This is a genomic window from Rhizobium sp. NLR22b, from assembly GCF_019685295.1.
In the GTDB taxonomy this organism is placed as follows: domain Bacteria; phylum Pseudomonadota; class Alphaproteobacteria; order Rhizobiales; family Rhizobiaceae; genus Rhizobium.
The window spans coordinates 158,156-179,365 of sequence record NZ_JABDWM010000013.1 but is presented as its reverse complement, the minus strand read 5'-3'; the positions used below and the strand labels follow the sequence as shown (position 1 = coordinate 179,365).

General features: G+C 60.6%; 22 protein-coding genes. 16 read left to right on the top strand and 6 right to left on the bottom strand.

The features are described 5' to 3' along the window. Positions 1-107: 107 nt before the first annotated feature. Complete coding sequence (locus tag HJC00_RS21415) at positions 108-2,183, bottom strand: lytic transglycosylase domain-containing protein (RefSeq protein ID WP_221155873.1); 2,076 nt, start codon at positions 2,181-2,183, stop codon at positions 108-110. Between the two features lie 213 nt (positions 2,184-2,396). Between HJC00_RS21415 and dapA the strand changes: the two genes are divergently transcribed. Then, positions 2,397-3,281: a 4-hydroxy-tetrahydrodipicolinate synthase gene (gene dapA / locus HJC00_RS21410; protein WP_085859039.1), complete on the top strand. Its 885-nt coding sequence runs from the start codon at positions 2,397-2,399 to the stop codon at positions 3,279-3,281. A gap of 97 nt (positions 3,282-3,378) precedes the next feature. Further along, positions 3,379-3,858 (top strand): SsrA-binding protein SmpB, encoded by a 480-nt coding sequence (gene smpB, locus HJC00_RS21405; protein WP_210628490.1) that lies wholly within the window; start codon positions 3,379-3,381, stop codon positions 3,856-3,858. Between the two features lie 38 nt (positions 3,859-3,896). Here the strand turns inward: smpB and HJC00_RS21400 are convergent, their stop codons facing one another. Next, positions 3,897-4,478, bottom strand: a complete 582-nt coding sequence (locus HJC00_RS21400; RefSeq protein ID WP_003578261.1) for an NYN domain-containing protein — start codon at positions 4,476-4,478, stop codon at positions 3,897-3,899. 298 nt (positions 4,479-4,776) lie between these two features. Here HJC00_RS21400 and rpoZ point away from each other — a divergent pair, with 298 nt between their 5' ends. The 12 genes from rpoZ to HJC00_RS21340 all read left to right on the top strand — a co-directional run bounded on the left by rpoZ (position 4,777) and on the right by HJC00_RS21340 (position 15,155). Continuing rightward, positions 4,777-5,181, top strand: coding sequence for a DNA-directed RNA polymerase subunit omega (gene rpoZ / locus HJC00_RS21395; RefSeq protein ID WP_011424719.1), 405 nt, complete (start codon positions 4,777-4,779; stop codon positions 5,179-5,181). Positions 5,182-5,323: 142 nt separating this feature from the next. Beyond that, the gene (locus HJC00_RS21390) at positions 5,324-7,558 is read left to right on the top strand and encodes a bifunctional (p)ppGpp synthetase/guanosine-3',5'-bis(diphosphate) 3'-pyrophosphohydrolase (RefSeq protein ID WP_064801517.1); all 2,235 of its coding nucleotides are present in this window, start codon (positions 5,324-5,326) and stop codon (positions 7,556-7,558) included. 196 nt (positions 7,559-7,754) lie between these two features. Then, entirely contained in the window at positions 7,755-7,904 is a 150-nt protein-coding gene (locus HJC00_RS21385) for a DUF3563 family protein (protein ID WP_064706756.1), read from the top strand. 155 nt (positions 7,905-8,059) lie between these two features. Beyond that, positions 8,060-8,650, top strand: a complete 591-nt coding sequence (locus HJC00_RS21380; RefSeq protein WP_210628489.1) for a DUF2062 domain-containing protein — start codon at positions 8,060-8,062, stop codon at positions 8,648-8,650. A gap of 37 nt (positions 8,651-8,687) precedes the next feature. Further along, positions 8,688-9,092 (top strand): holo-ACP synthase, encoded by a 405-nt coding sequence (acpS, locus tag HJC00_RS21375; protein WP_210628488.1) that lies wholly within the window; start codon positions 8,688-8,690, stop codon positions 9,090-9,092. A 158-nt stretch (positions 9,093-9,250) separates the two neighbouring features. Further along, entirely contained in the window at positions 9,251-9,994 is a 744-nt protein-coding gene (lepB, locus tag HJC00_RS21370; protein WP_210628487.1) for a signal peptidase I, read from the top strand. After that, a complete protein-coding gene (gene rnc / locus HJC00_RS21365; RefSeq protein WP_064706760.1) occupies positions 9,991-10,710 on the top strand; it encodes a ribonuclease III in 720 nt (239 codons plus the stop codon). Before lepB ends, rnc begins: the two co-directional genes overlap by 4 nt. Before the next feature lie 7 nt (positions 10,711-10,717). Continuing rightward, on the top strand, positions 10,718-11,659 hold the full coding sequence (era, locus tag HJC00_RS21360) for a GTPase Era (protein ID WP_221164572.1): 942 nt from the start codon (positions 10,718-10,720) through the stop codon (positions 11,657-11,659). Positions 11,660-11,804: 145 nt separating this feature from the next. Then, positions 11,805-12,557 carry a Crp/Fnr family transcriptional regulator gene (locus tag HJC00_RS21355; protein WP_221103849.1) on the top strand — a complete coding sequence of 251 codons (753 nt, stop codon included), beginning with the start codon at positions 11,805-11,807 and terminating at the stop codon, positions 12,555-12,557. Between the two features lie 102 nt (positions 12,558-12,659). Further along, a complete protein-coding gene (locus tag HJC00_RS21350) occupies positions 12,660-13,145 on the top strand; it encodes a hypothetical protein (protein ID WP_210628484.1) in 486 nt (161 codons plus the stop codon). Positions 13,146-13,292: 147 nt separating this feature from the next. Beyond that, positions 13,293-14,063 (top strand): DNA repair protein RecO, encoded by a 771-nt coding sequence (gene recO, locus HJC00_RS21345; protein ID WP_221147320.1) that lies wholly within the window; start codon positions 13,293-13,295, stop codon positions 14,061-14,063. A 96-nt stretch (positions 14,064-14,159) separates the two neighbouring features. Continuing rightward, on the top strand, positions 14,160-15,155 hold the full coding sequence (locus HJC00_RS21340) for an aldo/keto reductase (protein ID WP_221147319.1): 996 nt from the start codon (positions 14,160-14,162) through the stop codon (positions 15,153-15,155). A gap of 112 nt (positions 15,156-15,267) precedes the next feature. Here the strand turns inward: HJC00_RS21340 and HJC00_RS21335 are convergent, their stop codons facing one another. The 3 genes from HJC00_RS21335 to HJC00_RS21325 form a co-directional block, all read right to left on the bottom strand. After that, positions 15,268-16,125 (bottom strand): MOSC domain-containing protein, encoded by an 858-nt coding sequence (locus HJC00_RS21335; protein WP_221147318.1) that lies wholly within the window; start codon positions 16,123-16,125, stop codon positions 15,268-15,270. A gap of 23 nt (positions 16,126-16,148) precedes the next feature. Beyond that, positions 16,149-16,793: an HD domain-containing protein gene (locus tag HJC00_RS21330; protein WP_221155871.1), complete on the bottom strand. Its 645-nt coding sequence runs from the start codon at positions 16,791-16,793 to the stop codon at positions 16,149-16,151. A gap of 143 nt (positions 16,794-16,936) precedes the next feature. Next, entirely contained in the window at positions 16,937-18,841 is a 1,905-nt protein-coding gene (locus HJC00_RS21325) for a bifunctional diguanylate cyclase/phosphodiesterase (RefSeq protein WP_221164571.1), read from the bottom strand. Positions 18,842-19,252: 411 nt separating this feature from the next. Here HJC00_RS21325 and HJC00_RS21320 point away from each other — a divergent pair, with 411 nt between their 5' ends. Continuing rightward, positions 19,253-19,606: a hypothetical protein gene (locus tag HJC00_RS21320; RefSeq protein WP_210628478.1), complete on the top strand. Its 354-nt coding sequence runs from the start codon at positions 19,253-19,255 to the stop codon at positions 19,604-19,606. 124 nt (positions 19,607-19,730) lie between these two features. Further along, positions 19,731-20,246 (top strand): superoxide dismutase family protein, encoded by a 516-nt coding sequence (locus HJC00_RS21315; RefSeq protein WP_210628477.1) that lies wholly within the window; start codon positions 19,731-19,733, stop codon positions 20,244-20,246. A 29-nt stretch (positions 20,247-20,275) separates the two neighbouring features. Here the strand turns inward: HJC00_RS21315 and HJC00_RS21310 are convergent, their stop codons facing one another. Next, a complete protein-coding gene (locus HJC00_RS21310; RefSeq protein ID WP_210628476.1) occupies positions 20,276-21,157 on the bottom strand; it encodes a mechanosensitive ion channel family protein in 882 nt (293 codons plus the stop codon). Positions 21,158-21,210 lie beyond the last annotated feature (53 nt).

Here is a 21,210-nt window from a genome sequence, read left to right as displayed (position 1 = left end):
TGATCCAGAAGGTGTAGAGCATGTCTCGCAAAAGTGTGCAGCGGTTTTGCGATAAAGACATGCGGAAAACAAAAGACCAGCCTGCTTTTCAAGGCGCGCCAAACGGTTCAGGAGGCGCTGCGTCCGCCGATCAGGTCGCGCTCGATATCCGTCGACTGGCCAAGGCGGGCCTTGTAGACTTCATAATTCTCCATCACCCGCTGCACGTAGTTACGCGTCTCGGGAAAGGGGATGCGCTCGATCCAGTCGACGATCTCGTCGATCGGCCTGCCGCGTGGATCGCCGTAGCGTCCGATCCATTCCGGCACCCGCTTCGGTCCGGCATTATAGGCGATGAAGGTGAGGATGTAGGAGCCGCCGAAGGCTTCGATCTGCTCGCCGAGATAATGCGCGCCGAGCGTCGCATTATAACCGGCATCGGCAGTCAGCTTGTCCTTCGAAAAGGTGATGTTGTGGCGCTTGGCCACCGCCTGGGCCGTGCCGGGCAGAAGCTGCAGCAGGCCGCGTGCATTCGCCGCCGAAACGGCGGCCGGATTGAAGGCGCTCTCCTGCCGGGCAATCGCATAGGCGAGGGCCTTGCCGGAGCCGGAGATATTGGCATTCGGCGGGATCACGCCGACGGGAAAGGCGAGCGCGGCGACATCGATGCCGCGGCCATAGGCGATCTTGCCGACCTGCAGCGACAGATGATGATTGCCTGATTGCTCGGCCTGCGCCGCAAGGATCGCCAGTTCACCGGGACTTTGCAGCTGATCGGCGAGCGCGAGATAGAGGATGTCGGCCCGCCATCCATGTCCGGCTGCCTCAAGCCGGGCGATTGCCTGCACGGCCTCGCGCGCCTGGAAACTCTGGCGGTCTGCTGCGCTCGGGGTGGGATAGCTGACGTTGAGCGTCTTGCGTCCAAGCCTTTCGGCCGCGAGCTGCCCATAGAAGGTGCCGGGAAAATTCGCGGCCTTGCCATAGAATTCGCCGGAGTTGCCGGGGCCGCCGGCCTCGGCGGCCCGCCCGAGCCAATACCAGGCGCGCGACACCGAGATGGGACCGTTCGAAGTCACCAGAATCTTGCGGAAATGCTTTTCTGCCGTTGTCGGGTCCTGCAGCCCGCGCAGCGCATACCATCCGGCATGGAACTCGGCCTCGACGATATCAGTCGGGCTGGTTGCCGCGGAGCTTGCGACGATGCGGTAGGCAGGCTTGAATTGTCCCTGATCGACGAGGCCGCGGCTGACGATCCGCTGCTCGTTCCACCATTCTCCGGAATTGACGAGTTCGCCCGGTTCACGCGGCATCTTCTCCAGAAGCGCCGCCGCTTCGGTATATTTGTCCTGCTTGCGCAGATATTCGATGCGCGCGAATAGCAGGCCGGCATCGCCACGCCATTTCGGCTCGACGCTATTGAGCAGCGCGCCGGCATTGGCGGCTTTGGCGTCGACGGCGGCCCAGGCCTTGTAGAGGGACTGCGCCTCGCCCATGTCGCCGAAGCGCTTGGCCTGCGCCACCCTGCCACGATACATCAGATAGTCCATCCGCGCCTTGTGATCGGCTGGCGTCAGCAGGGCGGAAAACTCGAGGAGGATCTTGTCTTCACTCGCCTTGTCGAGAGCCTCGGTGCGCCAGACCTTGCGGATATATTTTGCCGCCTGCGCCTGCTTGCCTGACGCAGTCAGCGCCCGCCCGAGAATGACGGCGCCCTGCATCGTTTCCGGCGCGGTATCGCCGAAGGCGGCGAGCACCGCTGACGGGGCGGGGTTTTCGTCGTAGAGCGCTCGTTCGGAATAGGCGCGCAGCCTTGAAAGGCCTGGCCATCCCTTGAGCTCCTGCGCGGCACGGGCAATTTCATAGGAGGGAACGCCCTTCAAGCCGGAGACGGCGATCGCCCAGGTGAGGATATGGCGGTCGAGCGTGCCCTCGCGCAGGCTGTCGCGGATCGAGAGGGCCAGTTGCGGATTCCTGGCGGAAAGCGCATCGAGGCCGGTTTTCAAGTCATTGGCGACCGGCGCGACGGCCGGATTGCGGGGGATGGCGCCGGTTGTCAGCGCTTCCGGAATCGATGTCTCGGGAACGAAGCCGATCGGCTTGACCTCAGGCGTCGGAATGCTTTCGCCGGGAAGCGGCGACGCGAGGCTGCCCCACGCGGCGGCAGCAAAGCCGAAGGCGGTCAGAATCAGCACAGCTTTCTTCATCCGGGATCTCGCAACGAAAACACGCCCTGCCCATTTGGCTGGAGGCATCTTAACGAAACCTTACCGTACCAGGTAAAATTCATTCACATCTGCTATCGGAATTTGCCCTAAACCGAACTCTCCGCGCTTGTCGCGATGATTTCGGCGCTCTATGGTGCGCAAAATATTCATGGAATGCGGCCGAAGCAAGGATTTGGTCGTGAGGAGCTTTGCATGTTCAACGGGTCCATTCCCGCCCTCGTCACCCCCTTCACCGATGCCGGACTGATCGACGAAGCGAGCTTCGCCGCCCATGTCGACTGGCAGATCAAGGAAGGCAGCAGCGGTCTCGTTCCGGTCGGCACGACTGGCGAATCGCCGACGCTGTCGCATGCCGAGCACAAGCGGGTCGTGGAACTCTGCATCGAAGTGGCGGCAAAACGCGTTCCGGTCATGGCCGGCGCCGGTTCGAACAATACGCGTGAGGCCGTCGAACTCGCCCAGCATGCCGAAAAGGTCGGCGCCGACGCCGTGCTCGTCGTCACGCCCTATTACAACAAGCCGACACAGAAGGGTCTGATTGCCCATTTTTCCGCGATTGCCGAGGCCGTCGCCCTGCCGATCTATATCTACAATATCCCCGGCCGTTCGGTTATCGACATGACGCCGGAGACGATGGGTGCTCTCGCCAAGGCGCACAGCAATATCGTCGGCGTCAAGGACGCAACGGGCAAGATCGAGCGTGTCTCCGAGCAGCGCATCACCTGCGGCAAGGACTTCCGGCAATTGTCCGGCGAGGACGCGACGGCGCTGGGTTTCAACGCTCATGGCGGCGTCGGCTGCATCTCGGTGACGGCCAATGTCGCCCCGCGCCTCTGCGCGGATTTTCAGGCCGCGACGCTGGCCGGCGAATACGCCCGCGCGCTGGAATATCAGGACCGGCTGATGCCGCTGCACAAGGCGATCTTCCTTGAGCCCGGTCTCTGCGGCGCCAAATACGGCCTCTCCAAGCTCGGCCGGATGAGCCGCAATGTCCGCTCGCCGCTGCTTTCAACGCTGGAGCCGGCAACCGAAGCAGCGATCGACGCCGCCATGCGTCATGCAGGCTTGCTGAACTGAGGGGACCGGTCGTCTTCACAAGGCCGGATCGTTCCCTTACATAAAGGGCAAGCAATGAGGGCGCGACTTTTCGCGCAACCTCGAAGGAAATATCGTCATGGCCCCAAAAGGCAGCCAGCGCGTGGTGAACAAGGTCGTGGCCGAAAACCGCAAGGCCCGCTTCAACTACGAGATCATCGATACTTATGAGGCAGGTCTCGTGCTGAAGGGCACGGAGGTGAAGTCGCTGCGCGAAGGCAAAGCCAATATCGCAGAATCCTATGCGTCGGACGAGGATGGCGAGATCTGGCTGATCAACTCCTACCTGCCGGAATATCTGCAGGCGAACCGCTTCAATCACGAACCGCGCCGGCGCCGCAAGCTGCTTCTGTCGGGCCGTGAAATCCATCGTCTGCGTTCCGCCGTCAACCGCGAAGGCATGACGCTGGTCCCGCTCAAGATTTATTTCAACGATCGGGGTCGGGCGAAGATGGAGCTGGCACTCGCCAAGGGCAAGAAATTGCACGATAAGCGCGAATCCGAGAAGGAGCGCGATTGGAACCGGCAGAAGAGCCGCTTATTGAAGGAAAACGGCTGACCATCACGCCGCAGCCGATCGGCTCGCGGCGTTTTCGATCAGTCCTCGAAATCGCTGGCCGGGGCGACTTCGGCCGGGCGCGGCGCCCGCTCCGCGGGATCGCGACCGATCTCAGCCTTCAGCGACAAGAGATCGATGAAATGATCGGCCTGCCGCCGCAGGTCGTCGGCGATCATCGGCGGCTGCGTCGCCATGGTCGAGATCACCGAGACCTTGCGGCCTCTGCGCTGCAGCGCCTCGACGAGGTTCGTGAAATCGCCATCGCCGGAGAAGATGACGAGATGGTCGACGGTTTCGGACTGTTCCATGGCGTCGATCGCAAGTTCGATGTCCATGTTGCCCTTGATCTTCCGCCGGCCCATGGAGTCGGTGAATTCCTTGGCAGGCTTGGTGACGACTTTGTAGCCGTTGTAGTCGAGCCAGTCGATCAGAGGACGGATCGATGAATATTCCTGGTCCTCGATCAAAGCCGTATAATAGTAGGCGCGCAGGAGGTAGCCGCGTTTCTGGAATGCCTTCAAGAGCTTGCGGTAATCTATGTCGAAACCTAGGCTCTTGGATGCAGCGTAGAGGTTGGCGCCGTCAATAAAGAGTGCAATTTTTTCGCGTGGGTCAAACATCGTTTACCAATTCCAATGAGAGAAATCGAAATTCGCAGGGCATCAAATTTCAATAAATACAATGGCTTATTGTGATTTTTGATCTGATGCTTACTTTACCATCTGTTCATATAAGAGAGATTTAGGGCACGGTTCCGCATATTCCAAGCAACCTTTGGTGGAATTGTCACATTCTCCATGGAAATTTAGCTCGGCACCGGATAAAGACGAGGGGAGCCGGAACGAAAAACTTGTATTTGCCCGGTTTTAATTGTATCGGGCGTGCTAATCCCGAAATGACGACCGTAAAGGACAGGCAATGGCCCGTGTCACAGTTGAAGATTGCATTGACAAGGTAGAGAACCGCTTCGAGCTGGTTCTGCTCGCCAGCCACCGCGCCCGGCTGATTTCCCAGGGTGCCTCGATCACCATCGATCGCGACAACGACAAGAATCCTGTCGTGGCGCTGCGCGAAATCGCCGACGAGACGCTTTCGCCCGATGACCTCAAGGAAGATCTGATCCATTCGCTGCAGAAGCATGTCGAAGTCGACGAGCCCGAGCCCGATCCGGCCAGCATGATCGCCGCCGGCGGCGCTGCTGCCGCCGACAGCGAGGAGCAGGATGACCTGCCGGAGACGATCACTTTCGACCAGATGTCGGAAGAAGAGCTGCTTGCCGGTATCGAGGGCCTCGTGCCGCCGGAAAAGAGCGACGATTATTAAGCGTCTCGACCGGATCTGATCCGGAAAAGAGCGACGATTACCAATCGTCAATCTTGCGCCTTTATTGCTTAGGCATATTATTGCCCATGTGTGCGCCAATCGTTGATTGGCGCGCTTTTGTTTTTGTCGGAGTGGCTTTGGAATGATGCGGCAGTACGAACTCGTGGAGCGGGTTCAGCAATACAAGCCCGATGCCAATGAAGCACTGCTGAACAAGGCCTATGTTTACGCCATGCAGAAACATGGCCAGCAAAAGCGCGCGAGCGGCGATCCCTACATATCGCATCCGCTTGAGGTCGCCGCGATCCTGACCGACATGCATCTCGATGAATCGACGATCGCGGTTGCCCTTCTGCATGACACGATCGAGGATACGACGGCGACGCGCGCCGAAATCGACGAGCTTTTCGGCGAGGATATCGGCCGACTGGTCGAGGGGCTGACGAAGATCAAGAAGCTCGATCTCGTCACCAAGAAGGCCAAGCAGGCGGAAAACCTGCGCAAGCTGCTGCTCGCCATATCGGATGACGTGCGGGTGCTGCTCGTCAAGCTTGCCGATCGCCTGCACAATATGCGCACCCTCGATCACATGTCGGCCGACAAGCGTGCCCGCATTTCTGAGGAGACGATGGAAATCTATGCGCCGCTCGCCGGCCGCATGGGCATGCAGGACATGCGCGAGGAACTGGAGGAGCTTTCCTTCCGGCACATGAATCCGGAGGCCTACGAGACCGTCACGAAAAGGCTGGAAGAGCTCTCCAAGCGCAACGAAGGCATCGTCAAGAAGATCGAGGCCGAATTGCGCGACCTCCTGGTCGCAAGCGGCCTGACGAGCGCTTATGTCAAGGGCCGGCAGAAGAAGCCCTATTCGGTCTTTCGCAAGATGCAATCGAAGTCGCTGTCGTTCGAGCAGCTTTCCGATGTCTACGGCTTCCGTCTGATCGTCGAGGACATCCCGTCCTGTTACCGGGCGCTCGGCATCGTCCATACGCGCTGGCGCGTCGTGCCCGGCCGGTTCAAGGATTATATCTCGACACCGAAGCAGAACGATTACCGTTCGCTCCACACCACCATCGTCGGTCCGTCCAGCCAGCGCATCGAGCTGCAGATCCGCACCAAGCGCATGCATGAAATCGCGGAATTCGGCATTGCCGCCCACACGCTCTACAAGGACGGCGCTACCAATGCCGATGGCGACATTCTTTCGCGCGAATCCAATGCCTATTCCTGGCTGCGCCATACGATCGAGGCGCTCGCCGAAGGTGACAGCCCGGAGGAATTCCTCGAGCACACCAAGCTCGAACTCTTCCAGGATCAGGTCTTCTGCTTCACGCCGAAGGGCAAGCTGATTGCCCTGCCGCGTGGCGCCACCCCGATCGATTTCGCCTATGCGGTGCACACCAATATCGGCGATACCACGGTGGGCGCCAAGATAAACGGCCGCATCATGCCGCTGGTGACGCGGCTTGCGAATGGCGACGAGGTGGAGATCATCCGCTCCGGCGTGCAGGTCCCGCCCGCCGCCTGGGAGGAGATCGTCGTCACCGGCAAGGCGCGGGCCGCCATCCGCCGCGCCACCCGCATGGCGATCCGCAAACAATATGCTGGCCTCGGTCACCGCATTCTCGAGCGCACCTTCAACCGGGCCGGCAAGATTTTCTCGCGCGAGGCGATGAAACCGGCACTGCACCGTCTGGGTCAGAAGGATGTCGAGGATGCGATCGCCGCCGTCGGCCGCGGCGAGATGTCCTCACTCGACGTGCTGCGCGCCGTCTATCCCGACCATCAGGACGAGCGCGTCACCGTCAAGCCTTCCGGCGACGACGGCTGGTTCAATGTCCGCAGCGCCGCAGGCATGATCTTCAAGATTCCCGGCAAAGCCAAGGCCGGCGCCGAAGGCGGCCATTCGGAACTCGATGCCGATGTCGACGTCGGCCCGATCCGCGGTCTGTCCGGCAATGTCGACGTCAAGTTCGCCTCGACCGGCGCCGTGCCCGGCGACCGCATCGTCGGCATCATGGATCAGAGCAAGGGCATCACCATCTATCCGATCCAGTCGCCGAGCCTGCAGCGTTTCGACGATCAGCCCGATCGCTGGATCGATGTGCGCTGGGATCTTGACGAGGCCAACAAGTCGCGTTTCATGGCGCGTATCATGGTGAATGCTTTGAATGAGCCCGGCACGCTTGCCAAGGTCGCCCAGACCGTGGCCGGGCTCGACGTCAATATTCGCATGCTGAATACGGTGCGCGTGGCAGCCGACTTCACCGAGATGATGCTGGAAGTCGAGGTGTGGGATCTGCGCCAGCTCAACCAGTTGCTCGCCCAGATGAAGGACCTGGATTGCATCGCCACGGTCCGGCGGCTCTATGAGTAGGCTTTTGTTAAGCCTGCCAGGGACCTGATCGACGAAAATGCACATTTTATGATCGGTTTATAATCGTCATGGCGCAGCAATAAGGCAAGGAATGCGTTGAGCGCATAGCTGTGTCCATGTTGCAGCGGTGGTAATTAGCCTTTGGCAGGACTATCTTCTGATCATCGAAAACGTAAACAGAAGATGAGGCAAGGTAATGTTTGATCCTATCAGGAAAATCGCTCGCGCCTTTCGCGCTCCGACCACACAGGAACGTGAAATGGCCTATCTGAACGGCTCGCTGGATCGTATCGATCTCGAGTTTCGTCAGCGTCAGGTCGACCGCGGTCTGTTCCGCAATCGCTGATACCGCCTTTATACTTGGTCGAGTGAGGGACGTTACGTACGACGAGCGCCCCTCGGCATGAAGATGCTCCTTTGCAAGAAAGATAAGGGGGCTGTTTCGGGCGGTGCCATTTGCCGCTCTTGTCATGGTCCGGTGCACTGCACTAAATAGCGAACATGTTGTTTCGCCGTCGCAAGCCTGCGGGTTTCAAGGAAAAGATGCGGGAGCTTCTATGGCCCCGAAAAGGTTTCCTTCGCCCGATCCGTTACCTGACAATGCGCATCCTGCGCCTGAGCGCTTCGCCGCATGCGGTTGCGGCCGGCGTGGCCGCGGGCGTCTTTGTCTCGTGGACGCCATTCATTGGCGTGCATTTCGTCATGGCTTTCGTCATCACCTATCTCCTCTCCGGCAATATGGTGGCCGCGGCTCTCGGCTGCGCCGCCTTCGGCAATCCGCTGACCTATCCCTTCATCTGGGGGGTCACCTGGGAGATCGGCCATCTGCTGCTCAGCCGTGAGGATCATCTGGCCGGTCAGGCGGTGGATCTCGCCGCGCTCTTTCACAAGCTGAACTTCACCGAATTGTGGAGGCCAGTGCTGGAACCGATGCTGATCGGCGCTATTCCGCCGGGGATCGTAACCGCCGTTGCGCTCTATGCGCTGACGTTCTACACCGTCAAGGGGTTTCAGGCCCGCCGCCGAACGCGGCTGATGGAGCGGGCGCGCCTGCGCCTGGCGGGTCCGGCCGGCGACATACCGAGCGTATGAACCGGTACAGAATTCTTGGGCGACGGAAGGTTCCGGCATGATCATCGGCATTGGCAGCGATCTGATCGACATTCGTCGTGTCGAGAAATCGATCGAGCGCTTCGGCGAGCGCTTCACCCACCGCTGCTTCACCGAGATCGAGCGCGCCCGCTCCGACCGCCGGGCAAACCGCGCCGCATCCTATGCCAAGCGTTTCGCCGCCAAGGAGGCCTGTTCCAAGGCGCTCGGCACCGGCATCGCCCAGGGCGTCTTCTGGAAGGACATGGGAGTCGTCAACCTGCCGAGCGGCAAGCCGACCATGCAGTTGACCGGTACCGCTGCCGTGCTCCTGGAATCGATGCTGCCCGCGGGCCATCGGCCCGCCATTCATTTGACAATAACCGATGATTATCCCTTGGCGCAGGCCTTCGTTATCATTGAGGCGTTGCCCGAGAGCCTCTGATCGTGACCCCGGGAGCGTTTGATCGTGACCCCGGGAGCGTTTGATCGCGACCTCTCGTCGCTTTTAATGTTGTCGCCATTGCCGCAACCGGCCGAAGCCGCTAGAGAGAACGGCAGAAAGAATTGCGCCTTTACGGCGTCTTGAAGGAATAAGACTGAGTGTCCGAAAAAGTCGATACCAAGCCGAACGCCCTCTGGGAAAATATCAAGGTCATCATTCAGGCGCTGATTTTGGCGATGGTGATTCGAACCGTGCTGTTCCAGCCCTTCACTATTCCGTCCGGTTCAATGATGCCGACGCTGCTCGTCGGCGATTATATCTTCGTCAATAAGTTCGCTTACGGCTATTCGAAGTATTCGCTGCCCTTCTCGCCTGATCTGTTTAGCGGCCGCATCTTGGGCTCCGATCCGAAGCGCGGCGATATCGTCGTCTTCCGCTTCCCGCCGAATCCCGATGTCGATTACATCAAGCGCTGCATCGGTCTGCCCGGCGACCATATTCAGGTCACTGACGGCGTTCTCTACGTCAATGGCAAGCCGGTTCCGAAGGTGGCTGATGGCAGTTTCACCTCGGACTACAAGCTCGATCCGGGCGAGGACGTGCCGGTATTCCGCGAGACGCTTGATAACGGCAAGACTTACGACACGCTCGACCAGTCGCCGGTGTCGCGCGGCGATAACACCCGCGAATTCATCGTGCCGGAAGGCCATTATTTCATGATGGGCGACAACCGCGACAACTCGCTGGACAGCCGCTTCGACGTCGGCTTCGTGCCGGCTGAAAATCTTGTCGGTCGCGCCAGCGTCATCTTCTTCTCGCTTGGCAACGACACGTCTTTCCGCGAAATCTGGAAGTGGCCGACCAACATGCGATGGGACCGCCTTTTCAAGGTCGTTGAATGAGCAAGGCGCAGACGCTTTCTGCGGCAGACCGCGCAAAGCTCGAAAGCCTGATCGGCCATGACTTCGCCGAAAAGGCACGCCTGGACCGCGCGCTGACCCATGCCAGCGCCCGGACTGAAAAGGGCGGCAATTACGAACGTTTGGAGTTTCTCGGCGACAGGGTGCTCGGGCTCTGCATCGCCGAGCTGCTGTTCCGCACCTTCGGCACGGCGGGGGAAGGCGAGCTCTCGGTTCGCCTCAACCAGCTCGTCAGTGCTGAAACCTGTGCCGCGGTCGCGGACGAACTCAATCTGCATCTCTATATCCGCACCGGCGCCGATGTGAAGAAATTGACCGGCAAGCGCATGATGAATGTGCGCGCCGATGTCGTCGAGAGCCTGATCGCCGCGATCTATCTCGATGGCGGTCTCGAAGTCGCCCGCCGGTTCATCCTGCGCTATTGGCAAGGCAGGGCGGTCAGGGCCGACGGCGCCAAGCGCGACGCCAAAACCGAGCTGCAGGAATGGTCACACGCGAAATTCGGCGTCACACCGATCTATCGGGTTGATGAACGTAGCGGACCGGACCATGATCCGCGCTTCAAGGTGACGGTGGAAGTTGCTGGCATAAAGCCGGAAACCGGCGTAGAGCGGTCGAAGCGTGCCGCCGAACAGGTTGCGGCGACCAAGATGCTCGAGCGTGAAGGCATTTGGCAGCAATCGCCTGCCGGAAACTGACGGGACAATGACTCAAGAAAAAGATATCGCGGCCGACGCTGCTGCACAAATCCATGGTCCGACGCATTCGGGCTTCGTCGCGCTGATCGGGCCGACCAATGCCGGCAAATCGACGTTGGTCAATCGTCTTGTCGGCGCCAAGGTCTCGATCGTCAGCCATAAGGTACAGACGACGCGGGCTATCGTGCGCGGCATTGCCATCCACGACAATGCCCAGATCGTCTTCATGGATACGCCCGGCATCTTCAAGCCGCGCCGCCGGCTCGACCGCGCCATGGTGACATCCGCCTGGGGCGGCGCCAAGGATGCAGACTTGATCATGCTGCTGATCGACAGCGAGCGCGGCCTGCGCGGTGATGCCGAAGCCATCCTTGAAGGCCTCAAGGAAGTCCAGCAGCCGAAGATCCTGGTGCTGAACAAGATCGACCGCGTCAACCGCGAGGATCTGCTGGCGCTGGCCGCGAGCGCCAACGAGAAGATTGCTTTCGAGCGCACCTTCATGATCTCGGCCGAAACCGGTTCCGGCTGCGACGACGTCATGGATTATCTGGCCACCACCTTGCCGGAGGGGCCGTGGTACTATCCGGAAGACCAGATCTCCGATCTTCCCATGCGCCAACTCGCCGCCGAGATTACCCGCGAGAAGCTGTTTCTGCGCCTGCACCAGGAGCTTCCATATTCCTCGCATGTCGAAACGGAAAAGTGGGAGGAGCGCAAGGACGGCTCGGTGCGGATCGAGCAGGTAATCTATGTCGAGCGTGACAGCCAGAAAAAGATCGCCCTCGGCAAAGCTGGCGAAACCATCAAGGCGATCTCGACTGCCTCTCGCAAGGAATTGTCGGAAATATTAGAGCAGCCGGTCCATCTCTTCCTCTTCGTCAAGGTTCGCGAAAACTGGGGTGATGACCCGGAGCGGTTCCGCGAAATGGGCCTCGAATTTCCTAAATAAGGATGGCAACGATTTTATCGGCTAGCCTCCAGTGCCTTGTTTCTTAGGAAAAAATTCGGTTCGTTGCGGAACGAATCCGAGCTTTGAGCATTTCCCCATCGACGGCGCGCCTGACGCGCCGTCGTTGCGCGACCGCAGGGCAGGCATGGCAACCTCGAAACGCATCCATTCCTTCAAGACTCCTTGCGAGCTATGTCCTTTGCGGCCCCTGCCGCATTTCAGGGAATTTAGCCAAGACGAGCTCGAATTCGTTTCGCGTTTTAAGCGCGGCGAACTTGCCGTCGATGCCGGTTCCACCATCCTCGTTGAGGGCGCCCACAGCGCTCATCTTTTCACCGTGCTGTCCGGTTGGGGCTTCCGCTACAAGATGCTGGAGGACGGTCGCCGCCAGATTCTGAATTACATCATGCCCGGTGACCTGATCGGTCTGCAGGGAACGATCGCCGGCGAAATGCAGCATTCCATCGAAGCGCTGTCACCCGTTTCGCTTTGCGTCTTCGAGCGTGACCGGCTGATGACGCTCTACAACAAACATGCGTCGCTCGCCTTCGACATCACCTGGATCGCCGCGCGCGAAGAGCGGATACTGGACGAGCATCTCCTGAGCATCGGCCGCCGCACCGCACTGGAAAGAGCGGCCTATCTCATCGCTTTCCTGTATGAGCGCGGCAGGAAGCTCGATCTCTTCGACGGCCGCAAATTCATCCCCATCACACAACAGCACATCGCCGACACTCTCGGTCTTTCCATCGTTCACACCAACAAGACCCTGAGAAAGCTTGGGGAACGCGGTCTGATCCGCTGGCAGGAACGCGGCTGCGAAGTTCAAAACGGTGAGGAATTGATGGCGATCGCCGGCTGGGAGGGGCTTGGAGAGGGCAAGCGTCCCTTCATTTAGCCGAAGGGCCTATGTCTTTTTTAAATGCGGTTTAGCATTTGGGAAAATAAGGTCGGCCGTCATCTTTCCTCCGACTTTGATTCTTATCGACCGGGCAGAAAAATGGTTTACTCAGAACTGGTGGCGGAATTCACCGATAGCGTGCCATGCGGGGCACCGGAGGGCAATGATGTTGGCGAAAAGGCCGGGGCGCTGCGACAAGTGCCTGACGAGGGGCACGGAATCATGAATGCACTCCGTGTTTTGGTTCTCGAGGACAGTCTGATCATCGCAATGGAGGCGGAGGATATCTTGCGCCTGGCCGGTGTCGACAGCATCGATATTGTCGGCAGTCTCGATGAGGCAAGGGCTGCCATCGCTGCAGAAAAATATGATTTCGCCCTTCTCGACGTCAACCTCGGCGAGGGCATGAGTTTCGGATTTGCCCGCCATCTTCTTGATGCCGGTATTCCCTTCGGATTCGTCAGCGGCTATTCCGATATCCGTGACTTCCCGTGCGACCTTCAGCACATACCGCTGCTGGTGAAGCCTTTCGACGAAAAGGCGATGCGCGAATTCCTGCAGAGACTTCTGCCGGCTGCGGCATGACGCAGTCCGTGACGGAAGCGGGATCTGCTTGAGAGCGCCTGCGCGCAAGATGCTATCACTTTGAAACTGCGGGCAATCCTTCGGGAAATCGATTCCGGTTTCCCGACTTATGCGCTACGATAGGGTAATCGGCCGCAGGGACTTTTTATGCAGTGGCAGGACCATGCAATCATTCTGGGCGTCAAACGCCACGGCGAGACGAGCGTCATCGCCGAGGTGATGACGCGTGATCGCGGCCGTCACCTCGGTCTGGTGCGTTCCGGTCGCTCCCGCGCCATGCAGCCGGTGCTGCAGCCGGGCAATGCCGTCGAGGTCGTCTGGCGCGCCCGGCTTGACGAACATCTCGGCGAATTCCGCGTCGAGCCCGTGACGCTGCGCGCCGCCCGTCTGATGGAAACGGCGACAGCCGTCTACGGCGTCCAGGCGATGGGCGCTCTGCTGCGGCTGCTGCCGGAGCGAGACCCGCATCCGCACCTGTTCGACGCGCTGCAGGTGATCCTCGATCACCTGCATAACCCGGCTGATGCCGGCGAACTTTTCGTGCGTTTCGAGCTGGCGGTGCTGAACGATCTCGGCTTCGGCCTCGATCTTGCCGAATGCGCGGCGACCGGCGCCCGCTCCGATCTCGCCTATGTCTCGCCGAAATCCGGCCGCGCCGTCAGCCGCAGCGCCGGCGCGCCGTGGGCCGACAAGATGCTGATCCTGCCGCCCTTCCTCGGCGTCGAAGGCAATCATGCGGCGGACTTCGACAGCCTTGCAGCCGCGTTCCGTCTTACCGGGTTCTTCCTGCATCGCCATGTTTACGAGCCGCGCGGCATCGAGGCTGCGGCAGCCCGTGACGGTTTCGTCCAGGCCGCCCTCAGGGCGCTTGATCCAGCCTCGCGGACGCTTTCCGGTCCGAATGGCGTCTCCGCCTGACCTGGTTTTTTACTGCTGCAAAACATCCTCCGGATTTGGCGGTTTACCCGCCGATGGGCGGCACCTATCTCTTGACTGCCAATCAAGGAGGATCCCATGCTGACCAAGACCGCATCACCGACGACGATCACGCTCTGGAACGGTCGCGAAATCCCGCGCCTCGGCATGGGATGCTGGGCGATCGGCGGCCCTTTCTACGCTGGTGACACGCCGCTTGGCTGGGGCGAAGTCGACGACAATGAATCGGTCGAAGCGATTAATCGCGCCATCGCGCTCGGCATCCGCTTCTTCGACACCGCTTCGAACTACGGCGCTGGCCATTCGGAAGAGGTGCTCGGCCGGGCGATCGGCAATCGTGACGATATCGTCGTCGCCACCAAATTCGGCTTCGCGACCGATGCCGAGACGAAGCAGGCAATCGGCGCCTTCGCCGATGAGGCTTTCATTCGCCGCTCGGTCGAGACATCGCTGCTCCGTCTCAAGCGCGACCGCCTTGATCTGCTGCAGTTTCACATCAACGATTTTCCGCTGGAACAGTCGGATGCCGTCTTCGATACGTTGGAGGCCCTGCGCGCCGAAGGCAAGATCGACGCATTCGGCTGGAGCACCGATTATCCGGATCGCGCCGCCCGCCATGCCGGCCGCGCTGGCTTTGTCTCGGTCCAGCATACGATGAACGTCTTCGATCCGGTGCCGGAGATGATCGCGGTGATCGAAGGGAAGGGCCTGATCTCCATCAATCGCGGTCCGCTGGCCATGGGGCTCCTGACCGGCAAGTTCACCGCCGACAAGGCAGTGGGCGCCAAGGATGTCCGCGGCGCGGCACTTCCCTGGATGGTTTATTTCAAGGACGGGCGCATGGCTCCGGAATTTGCCGCAAGGCTCGATGCCGTCCGCGATCTCCTGACGTCAGGCGGCCGCACGCTGACGCAGGGGGCGCTCGCTTGGCTCCTCGCGAGGTCTCCGCGCACGTTCCCCATTCCGGGCTTCCGCACCGTCGCCCAGGTGGAGGAAAATGCCGGCGCGCTGGAAAAGGGACCGCTGTCAGCCGAGGTCATGGTCGCGATCGACGCCGCACTCGGGCGCGGGTAGGGGGCGGGCGCGACGCACGCCCCCTCATTCCTGTGACGAGCACGGGAATGAGAGGATGTCGCGACGTATACGGACGAAAGCGCCGTTCAAACAGCCCTTCCGCAATTCGGACCTACCCTCGCGCGCGAACCTTCAGTGCCCAGCCTTCCGGCCGCACTTCAATGATCTTGACGGTGTCACCGATCGTGATCCTTCCACTGTCACGCGGCGTGACGTTCCAGCCGAAGAGCGGCCCGGGCACACGCCGGTCAGCAGACATGCGGATACGGCCCATGGCTGGCATCGGGTTCGGCACCTCGCGCGAACCGGTCAACTGATCCTGCGTCGTCATGATGCAGCGGGAACAGGGCTTGACGAGATCGAAACGGATGCCGGCGATCTCGATCGCCGCCCAGCGGTCCTCCGGCCAGGCCTCGTCGATATCGATGACGATGTTCGGACGGAAACGTTCCATGCCGACCGCGCCTTCGCCATGAACGGCGAGATCGGCATTCAGCGCCTTCAACGAACCCGTCGTCGTCACCAGGATCTGGTAGCCGTCGGTAAAGGTGACGGGCGAGCCTTCGCCGGCCCATTCGGCGCTCGCCGTCCGTCGTGCCTGCCCATCGAAAAAAACCAGCCGCACCTCGCGTCCAAGCCATTCGGAAAGCCGGTGGTTGCTGTCGGGATCGGCGACGGCGGCGCTGACGGTCGATTTCCATACGGTCACATCCATGCGGGCTTCATGCCGAGGCAGAGGCACCGCTAGCTCAGACTTTCCCTGCATCAGCAGCCGAAAGGCGCCGGGTTCCGGGCGTACCGCGATGCGCGCGAGGTCCGGCAGTTCGCGCTGGGTGATGAAGTGACCCTGCGGGTCGGTGATCATCGCCCGCCGGTCGCCGGCAAGCCCCTCGGCGCCAATGTCGGCGGCGGGTAGCGCGATGGCGCGAGCGCTCTTGAGCGGGTAGATGAAGAGGTTGCTGATGCGCATGCTTTCTCCCTGAATCTCGTTCTCTAGATTTCATCCATGAACGCCGCGAGAAAATCGCGCAGGCTCTTGTCGCGCGCGGCCGCAATCCGGCGGCCGGTCTCGGTCTGGAATCCCTCCGCCAGTCTGAACAGCTTCGTCTGGAAGTGGTCAATGGCATAACGCTTGTCGTCGAGGGGACGGTTCGTAGCCGCAGGGTCGAACGGATCGTAGAGCCCTGACCCCATTCGTCCGCCGATATAAAAGCAGCGCGCGACGCCGACCATGCCGATCGCGTCCAGCCGGTCGGCATCCTGCAGGATCTTCGCCTCGAGCGTCTGCGGCGCCACCCCGGCGGAAAAACTGTGAGCGGTGATGGCGTGGGCCGCGGCTTCGATATCCGCTTCGCTCCAGCCGAGTTCGGAAAGGATCACCGAAGCCTTTTCCGCAGCCAAGGCCGACGCTTTTTCCCGCAAGGGCGAATTCTTCTCGACGGCGACGCAGTCGTGCAGCAGCACGGCGGCGGCAAGGATCCGCCCATCTCCGCCTTCTCCCGCATGGATGCGCATGGCGTTCCTGAAGACGCGCAGGATATGGGCAAGATCGTGTGAGCCGTCGTCGCCCTCGGCCGCGTGTGCGACCAGCGCCGCTGCGAGCGTTTCATGAGGGGAGAAGGCTTCGGCCTCGAACATTACGCCACCTCTTGTCGGAAGAAAAACGTCGAAGAGCGCCGGCCGAAAGCGAAGAGCTTCGCAGGAACCGACGCCGCTACGAAACCCGGGGATCTCGAAGTCGGTTTGTAGCGGCTTAACGTGCGAGTCGCAATCGAGGGAGGTCAGCGCTCGAGCGTCGGAAAAGCTGTCGCGCCGCTGCTCTTCGGCGGCAGTGAGAGAAGATGGGGCACGTCACGGACCGGGCGCGGCGGACTGATGTGATAGCCCTGGATCTCGTCGCATTCCTCGCATTCGAGCAGCGTCAGTTGGGCGGCCGTCTCGACGCCTTCGACGGTCACGCGCATGCCGAGCGCATCGCCGAGCAGGATGATCGCGCGCATGATCGCATGCGCTTCCTTGTTGTCGACGATATCGTTGACGAAGGATTTGTCGATCTTGATCTTGTCGAAGGGAAAGCTCGAGAGATAGCTCAGCGAGGAGTAGCCGGTGCCGAAATCGTCCATCGAGATGCGGATGCCGCGATCCTTCAGGGCATGCAGGATCGGCAGCACCTCGTTGAGGTTCTCCATCAGCACGCTCTCGGTGATTTCCAGTTCGAGCCGCGATGCCAAGAGCCCGGCCGCGGCAAGCGCTTCGCTGACGTCCTGCATCAGGTTGCCGCTGCGGAACTGGATCGCCGAAACATTGACTGCGACCTTGACGCTCTCCGGCCATTGGGCCGCATCCCTGCAGGCCCGCCGCAAAACCCAGCGGCCGATATCGACGACGAGGCCGACCTCCTCCGCAAGCGGAATGAAATCCATCGGCGGCACGCGGCCTCGGACCGGATGGTTCCAGCGGATCAATGCTTCGAAACCGCAGGTTCGCCGCTCGGCAAGATCGTAGAGCGGCTGGTAATGCAGTTCGAATTCCTCGTTATCGACGGCGGCTCGAAGATCTGCCTCCAGCGCGTGGCGCAACTGCATCTGCGCTTCCATTTCGCCGGTGAAGAAGCGCTCGCGCTTGCGTCCGTCCGCCTTGGCATGCGACAGCGCCACGCCGGCATTTTTCAGCAGGATATCGGTTTCCCCGCCGTTCTCGGGAGCGATCGCAATACCCATGGAGACGCTGAGCGTCACCTTTTTCTCGCCGTTCAGGAATGGCTCGGAAAGCGATCGGCGGATTTGGTCGGCCAGCGCCGTCACGTTTCTCGGCTGCTGCTTGCCCGTCTGCAGGATGGCGAACTCGTCCGAACCAAGGCGCGCCAGCATGTTTTCCGACCCGGCCGAGGCTCGGATCCGCTCCGCGACCTGCTGCAGGATCTTGTCGCCGACCGACACCCCGATCGTATTGTTGATCGATTTGAAACGGTCGAGATTGAGGTGGACGAGGGCGATCTGCTCGTGCGGCTTGCGCTCGCCGAGCGTCGCATCAACCAGCTCGCGGAAATGCATCCGATTGGGAAGTCCGGTCAGGGGATCGTGATGGGCGAGATAGGTGATGCGCTGGGCCGCCCTTCGATCCTCGGTGATATCGGCATGAATGGCAATGCTGCTGCCGTCGGAGAGGATGGTCACCACGCTTTGAATGATGCGGCCATCATGCATCAGCCATTCGCGCCGGCGGATGCTGCTGCTTCCCGCCTTGACGGGGGAAGGCCGTGCTGTCTGCCGGACGGGTTTGGATGCAGCGCTTTCGTTGCCGCGCAGTTTGCCGATGAGTTCGTCGATCGTCGCGCCCGCGGCGACATCTTCCGGCGGCAGGCCGTAGAGCTGAGGGAAGCGGAGATTGTAAAGCGTCAGCCGCTGGCTGGCGTCAAAGACGCTGAGGCCGAGCGGCAGGTTGTTCAGGACGCTCTCGAAGAGTCTTTTCTGTCCGTCGAACGCCTGGCTGAGCGCCGACAGGTTCCCTCTCAGCGTCCGGTTTTCCTTTTGAAGGGTTTCTGCACTTCTCTCGATTGCATCATAGTCGCTTTCATGGCCGCGATAGGTTGCGATCACCAGCTCCATCAGACGTTGCGCATCGATCGATCCATCGGCCATGACGGCCTCGGTGCATTGCCGCCAGAAAAGCGCCTCGGCCTTCATGTGGAAGCGTCTTGGAGAACGGCAACGGCAAGAGCCGCCCGCGTCTGATGAACGTGCCTCAAAATTTCGGACATGAAAAACCTTCCTGAGAGAAACATCGAAATCAGTTCTTATGAATACGTATAATGGGTGACGCCGGATGATTACCTTGGAACGGCTGGATTAATATTCGGTTGCAGTGCAGCACTGGTGCACGCCGTCAGACGCTTGTTTCGATGCTGAAAATCGCCGAAAAACCGGGAGGGCTGCCGGCGGAGCGCGGGTCTGAGTGCACTCCGTTAATTTCCGTCAACCATTGTTAACGAGAAGTTAACAGCTTATTGACGCACTGCGCAAATCAGTTTAACCACCGAGTCAACAGTTATTTCCCACCCCGTATTGCGTAGAAACGCCACCGGCAAAAGGCGGTGAATGGAGGTTTGTGTGACCCGCACCACATCCGTTTCAGACACTTCATATGCGTATCTCGCGACGCTTTCGCGGCTTGATCTAAACGGCGACGGCGTGTTGAGCCGCGGCGAGCGTGCCGCCGATGAGAAGCCCGGCATCATCAAGGAACTCCTGGAGGAAGACATGGGCAGCGAGACTCAGCCCAAATTTTCCGGCAGCCTGATCGCGCTGATGATGGATACCCACGATAGCGGCACGACAAGCAGCATCGCCGTCCCCTATCCGCTGCAGCAGACCGCGTCGGAAACCGGCAGTCAATCCGACGATCTCTACCGCAAGACCTACGGCCAGTTCGATTTCGACGCCGTTGCCTGACACTGTCACAGCGCACGTGATCTAAAGCCGGCCCGTTGGCCGGCCTTTCTCTTTGGATGCTCCGCAGAGGAACACCTTTCGGGTTGATACGTTCAGAAGAACAACCGGAGGGAAGGAGATCTCCATGAAAGCCATGCGCTTCATCGCCGCCCTGAGCCTGCTGGCGGCTGCATTGCCGGCAAGCGCTCAGGACAAGCAGACGGCGGTCGCCAACTTCGTCGGCAAGGACGGCAAGGAAAATGGCCGCGCCCAGTTGACGGCCGCCGCCAATGGCGGCGTCCTGATCGAAGTGGAGATATCGGGGCTGCCGGCGAACAAATGGGTGGCCTTTCATGTTCATGAAACCGGCCGCTGCGACGCGGCGAGCCATTACGAATCGGCAGGTGGTCATTTCAACCCGGACTCGGCCGAACATGGCCTCCTTGCCGCCAAAGGGCCGCATGCCGGCGACATGCCCAATCAATATGTCGGACAGGACGGGGTGCTCAGAGCGCAGATCTTCGACGGCATGGTCACGCTCGATGGCAAGAAAGATGGCATTCGCGGCCGCGCATTGATGGTGCACGCCAATTCCGACGATTATCGCAGCCAGCCTTCCGGTGACGCCGGGGAAAGACTAGCCTGCGGCGTGGTCGAATAGGCCGACGAGCGCCCCTGCGCTGCAGCGTTTCACTGCCGTGTCGGCTTTTCCGTCGCCGTGCCGTTGGACCTTTTTCCTAGCGCGGAACTTCCACCGTCCCGCACAGCGGTCGGATCGCCCTTTTCATCGAAGGCAAGTTTTACCCGCTTCACCATGTCGCGGCTGACCTGCCACCAGTCACCGGTCTTTGCCCAGTAGCGCAGCGTTAGCGATATCGTGCTTTCACCAAGGCTGTCGATGAAAACGTGGGGTGCCGGTGACGCCAGCACTCTTGGGTTACCTTTGGCAATGCCCATCAACGTCTCCATCGCCAGATCGAGGTCATCCTCACGAGAAATGCTGATTTTCAGGTCGTTTTGCCGCGTAGGTTCACGACTGAAGTTGGTGATCGGCGTGTTCCATAGCGTCGAATTTGGCGCCAGCCGATAGAGCCCGTCGCCGGTTCTGAGTTCCGTGGCGAACAATCCGATCTCGCGCACCGTGCCGGCCACGCTGCTGGTTTCGATATATTCGCCGACGCGGAACGGCCTGAGAATCAGGAGCATGATGCCAGCCGCGATATTCTGCAGTGTCCCTTGCAGCGCCAGCCCGATCGCCAGGCCGGCTGCACCGAGGGCGGCGATGATCGAGGCGGTCTGGACGCCGAATTGGCCGAGAACGGTGATGAACACCAGGATCAGCAGCGCATAGCGCACCACATTGGTGAAGAAGCGCGCCAGGGTCTCGTCGATGCCATGGATGCGCGACAGGCCCTCATAGGCCCAGCGGCTGACAAAGCCGGCCAGCGTCCAGCCGATGACGAGCAGGATCAACGCCCCGAGGATCGAGAAGGAATATTGGACTGCAAGTGCGCTTGCCTGGCTGAGTGCCGTGCGGGTGGCGAGGAGGACGTCGGCTGCTTGTTGTTCCATGATCAGGCCTTGAGAATTGTGCATGGGTCGAGGCCAAGATGGAGCGGACGGCA

Coding starts and splice junctions, on each gene's coding strand:
- rnc (WP_064706760.1), top strand. CDS start 9,991: ATGAGCAAGGCGCAGACGCTTTCTGCGGCAGACCGCGCAAAGCTCGAA.
- HJC00_RS21355 (WP_221103849.1), top strand. CDS start 11,805: ATGGCAACCTCGAAACGCATCCATTCCTTCAAGACTCCTTGCGAGCTA.
- HJC00_RS21415 (WP_221155873.1), bottom strand. CDS start 2,183: ATGAAGAAAGCTGTGCTGATTCTGACCGCCTTCGGCTTTGCTGCCGCC.
- dapA (WP_085859039.1), top strand. CDS start 2,397: ATGTTCAACGGGTCCATTCCCGCCCTCGTCACCCCCTTCACCGATGCC.
- HJC00_RS21390 (WP_064801517.1), top strand. CDS start 5,324: ATGATGCGGCAGTACGAACTCGTGGAGCGGGTTCAGCAATACAAGCCC.
- HJC00_RS21330 (WP_221155871.1), bottom strand. CDS start 16,793: ATGTTCGAGGCCGAAGCCTTCTCCCCTCATGAAACGCTCGCAGCGGCG.
- recO (WP_221147320.1), top strand. CDS start 13,293: ATGCAGTGGCAGGACCATGCAATCATTCTGGGCGTCAAACGCCACGGC.
- HJC00_RS21350 (WP_210628484.1), top strand. CDS start 12,660: ATGGTTTACTCAGAACTGGTGGCGGAATTCACCGATAGCGTGCCATGC.
- era (WP_221164572.1), top strand. CDS start 10,718: ATGACTCAAGAAAAAGATATCGCGGCCGACGCTGCTGCACAAATCCAT.
- acpS (WP_210628488.1), top strand. CDS start 8,688: ATGATCATCGGCATTGGCAGCGATCTGATCGACATTCGTCGTGTCGAG.
- HJC00_RS21340 (WP_221147319.1), top strand. CDS start 14,160: ATGCTGACCAAGACCGCATCACCGACGACGATCACGCTCTGGAACGGT.
- HJC00_RS21380 (WP_210628489.1), top strand. CDS start 8,060: ATGTTGTTTCGCCGTCGCAAGCCTGCGGGTTTCAAGGAAAAGATGCGG.
- smpB (WP_210628490.1), top strand. CDS start 3,379: ATGGCCCCAAAAGGCAGCCAGCGCGTGGTGAACAAGGTCGTGGCCGAA.
- HJC00_RS21315 (WP_210628477.1), top strand. CDS start 19,731: ATGAAAGCCATGCGCTTCATCGCCGCCCTGAGCCTGCTGGCGGCTGCA.
- HJC00_RS21400 (WP_003578261.1), bottom strand. CDS start 4,478: ATGTTTGACCCACGCGAAAAAATTGCACTCTTTATTGACGGCGCCAAC.
- HJC00_RS21335 (WP_221147318.1), bottom strand. CDS start 16,125: ATGCGCATCAGCAACCTCTTCATCTACCCGCTCAAGAGCGCTCGCGCC.
- HJC00_RS21325 (WP_221164571.1), bottom strand. CDS start 18,841: ATGAAGGCCGAGGCGCTTTTCTGGCGGCAATGCACCGAGGCCGTCATG.
- HJC00_RS21385 (WP_064706756.1), top strand. CDS start 7,755: ATGTTTGATCCTATCAGGAAAATCGCTCGCGCCTTTCGCGCTCCGACC.
- HJC00_RS21310 (WP_210628476.1), bottom strand. CDS start 21,157: ATGGAACAACAAGCAGCCGACGTCCTCCTCGCCACCCGCACGGCACTC.
- HJC00_RS21320 (WP_210628478.1), top strand. CDS start 19,253: ATGGAGGTTTGTGTGACCCGCACCACATCCGTTTCAGACACTTCATAT.
- rpoZ (WP_011424719.1), top strand. CDS start 4,777: ATGGCCCGTGTCACAGTTGAAGATTGCATTGACAAGGTAGAGAACCGC.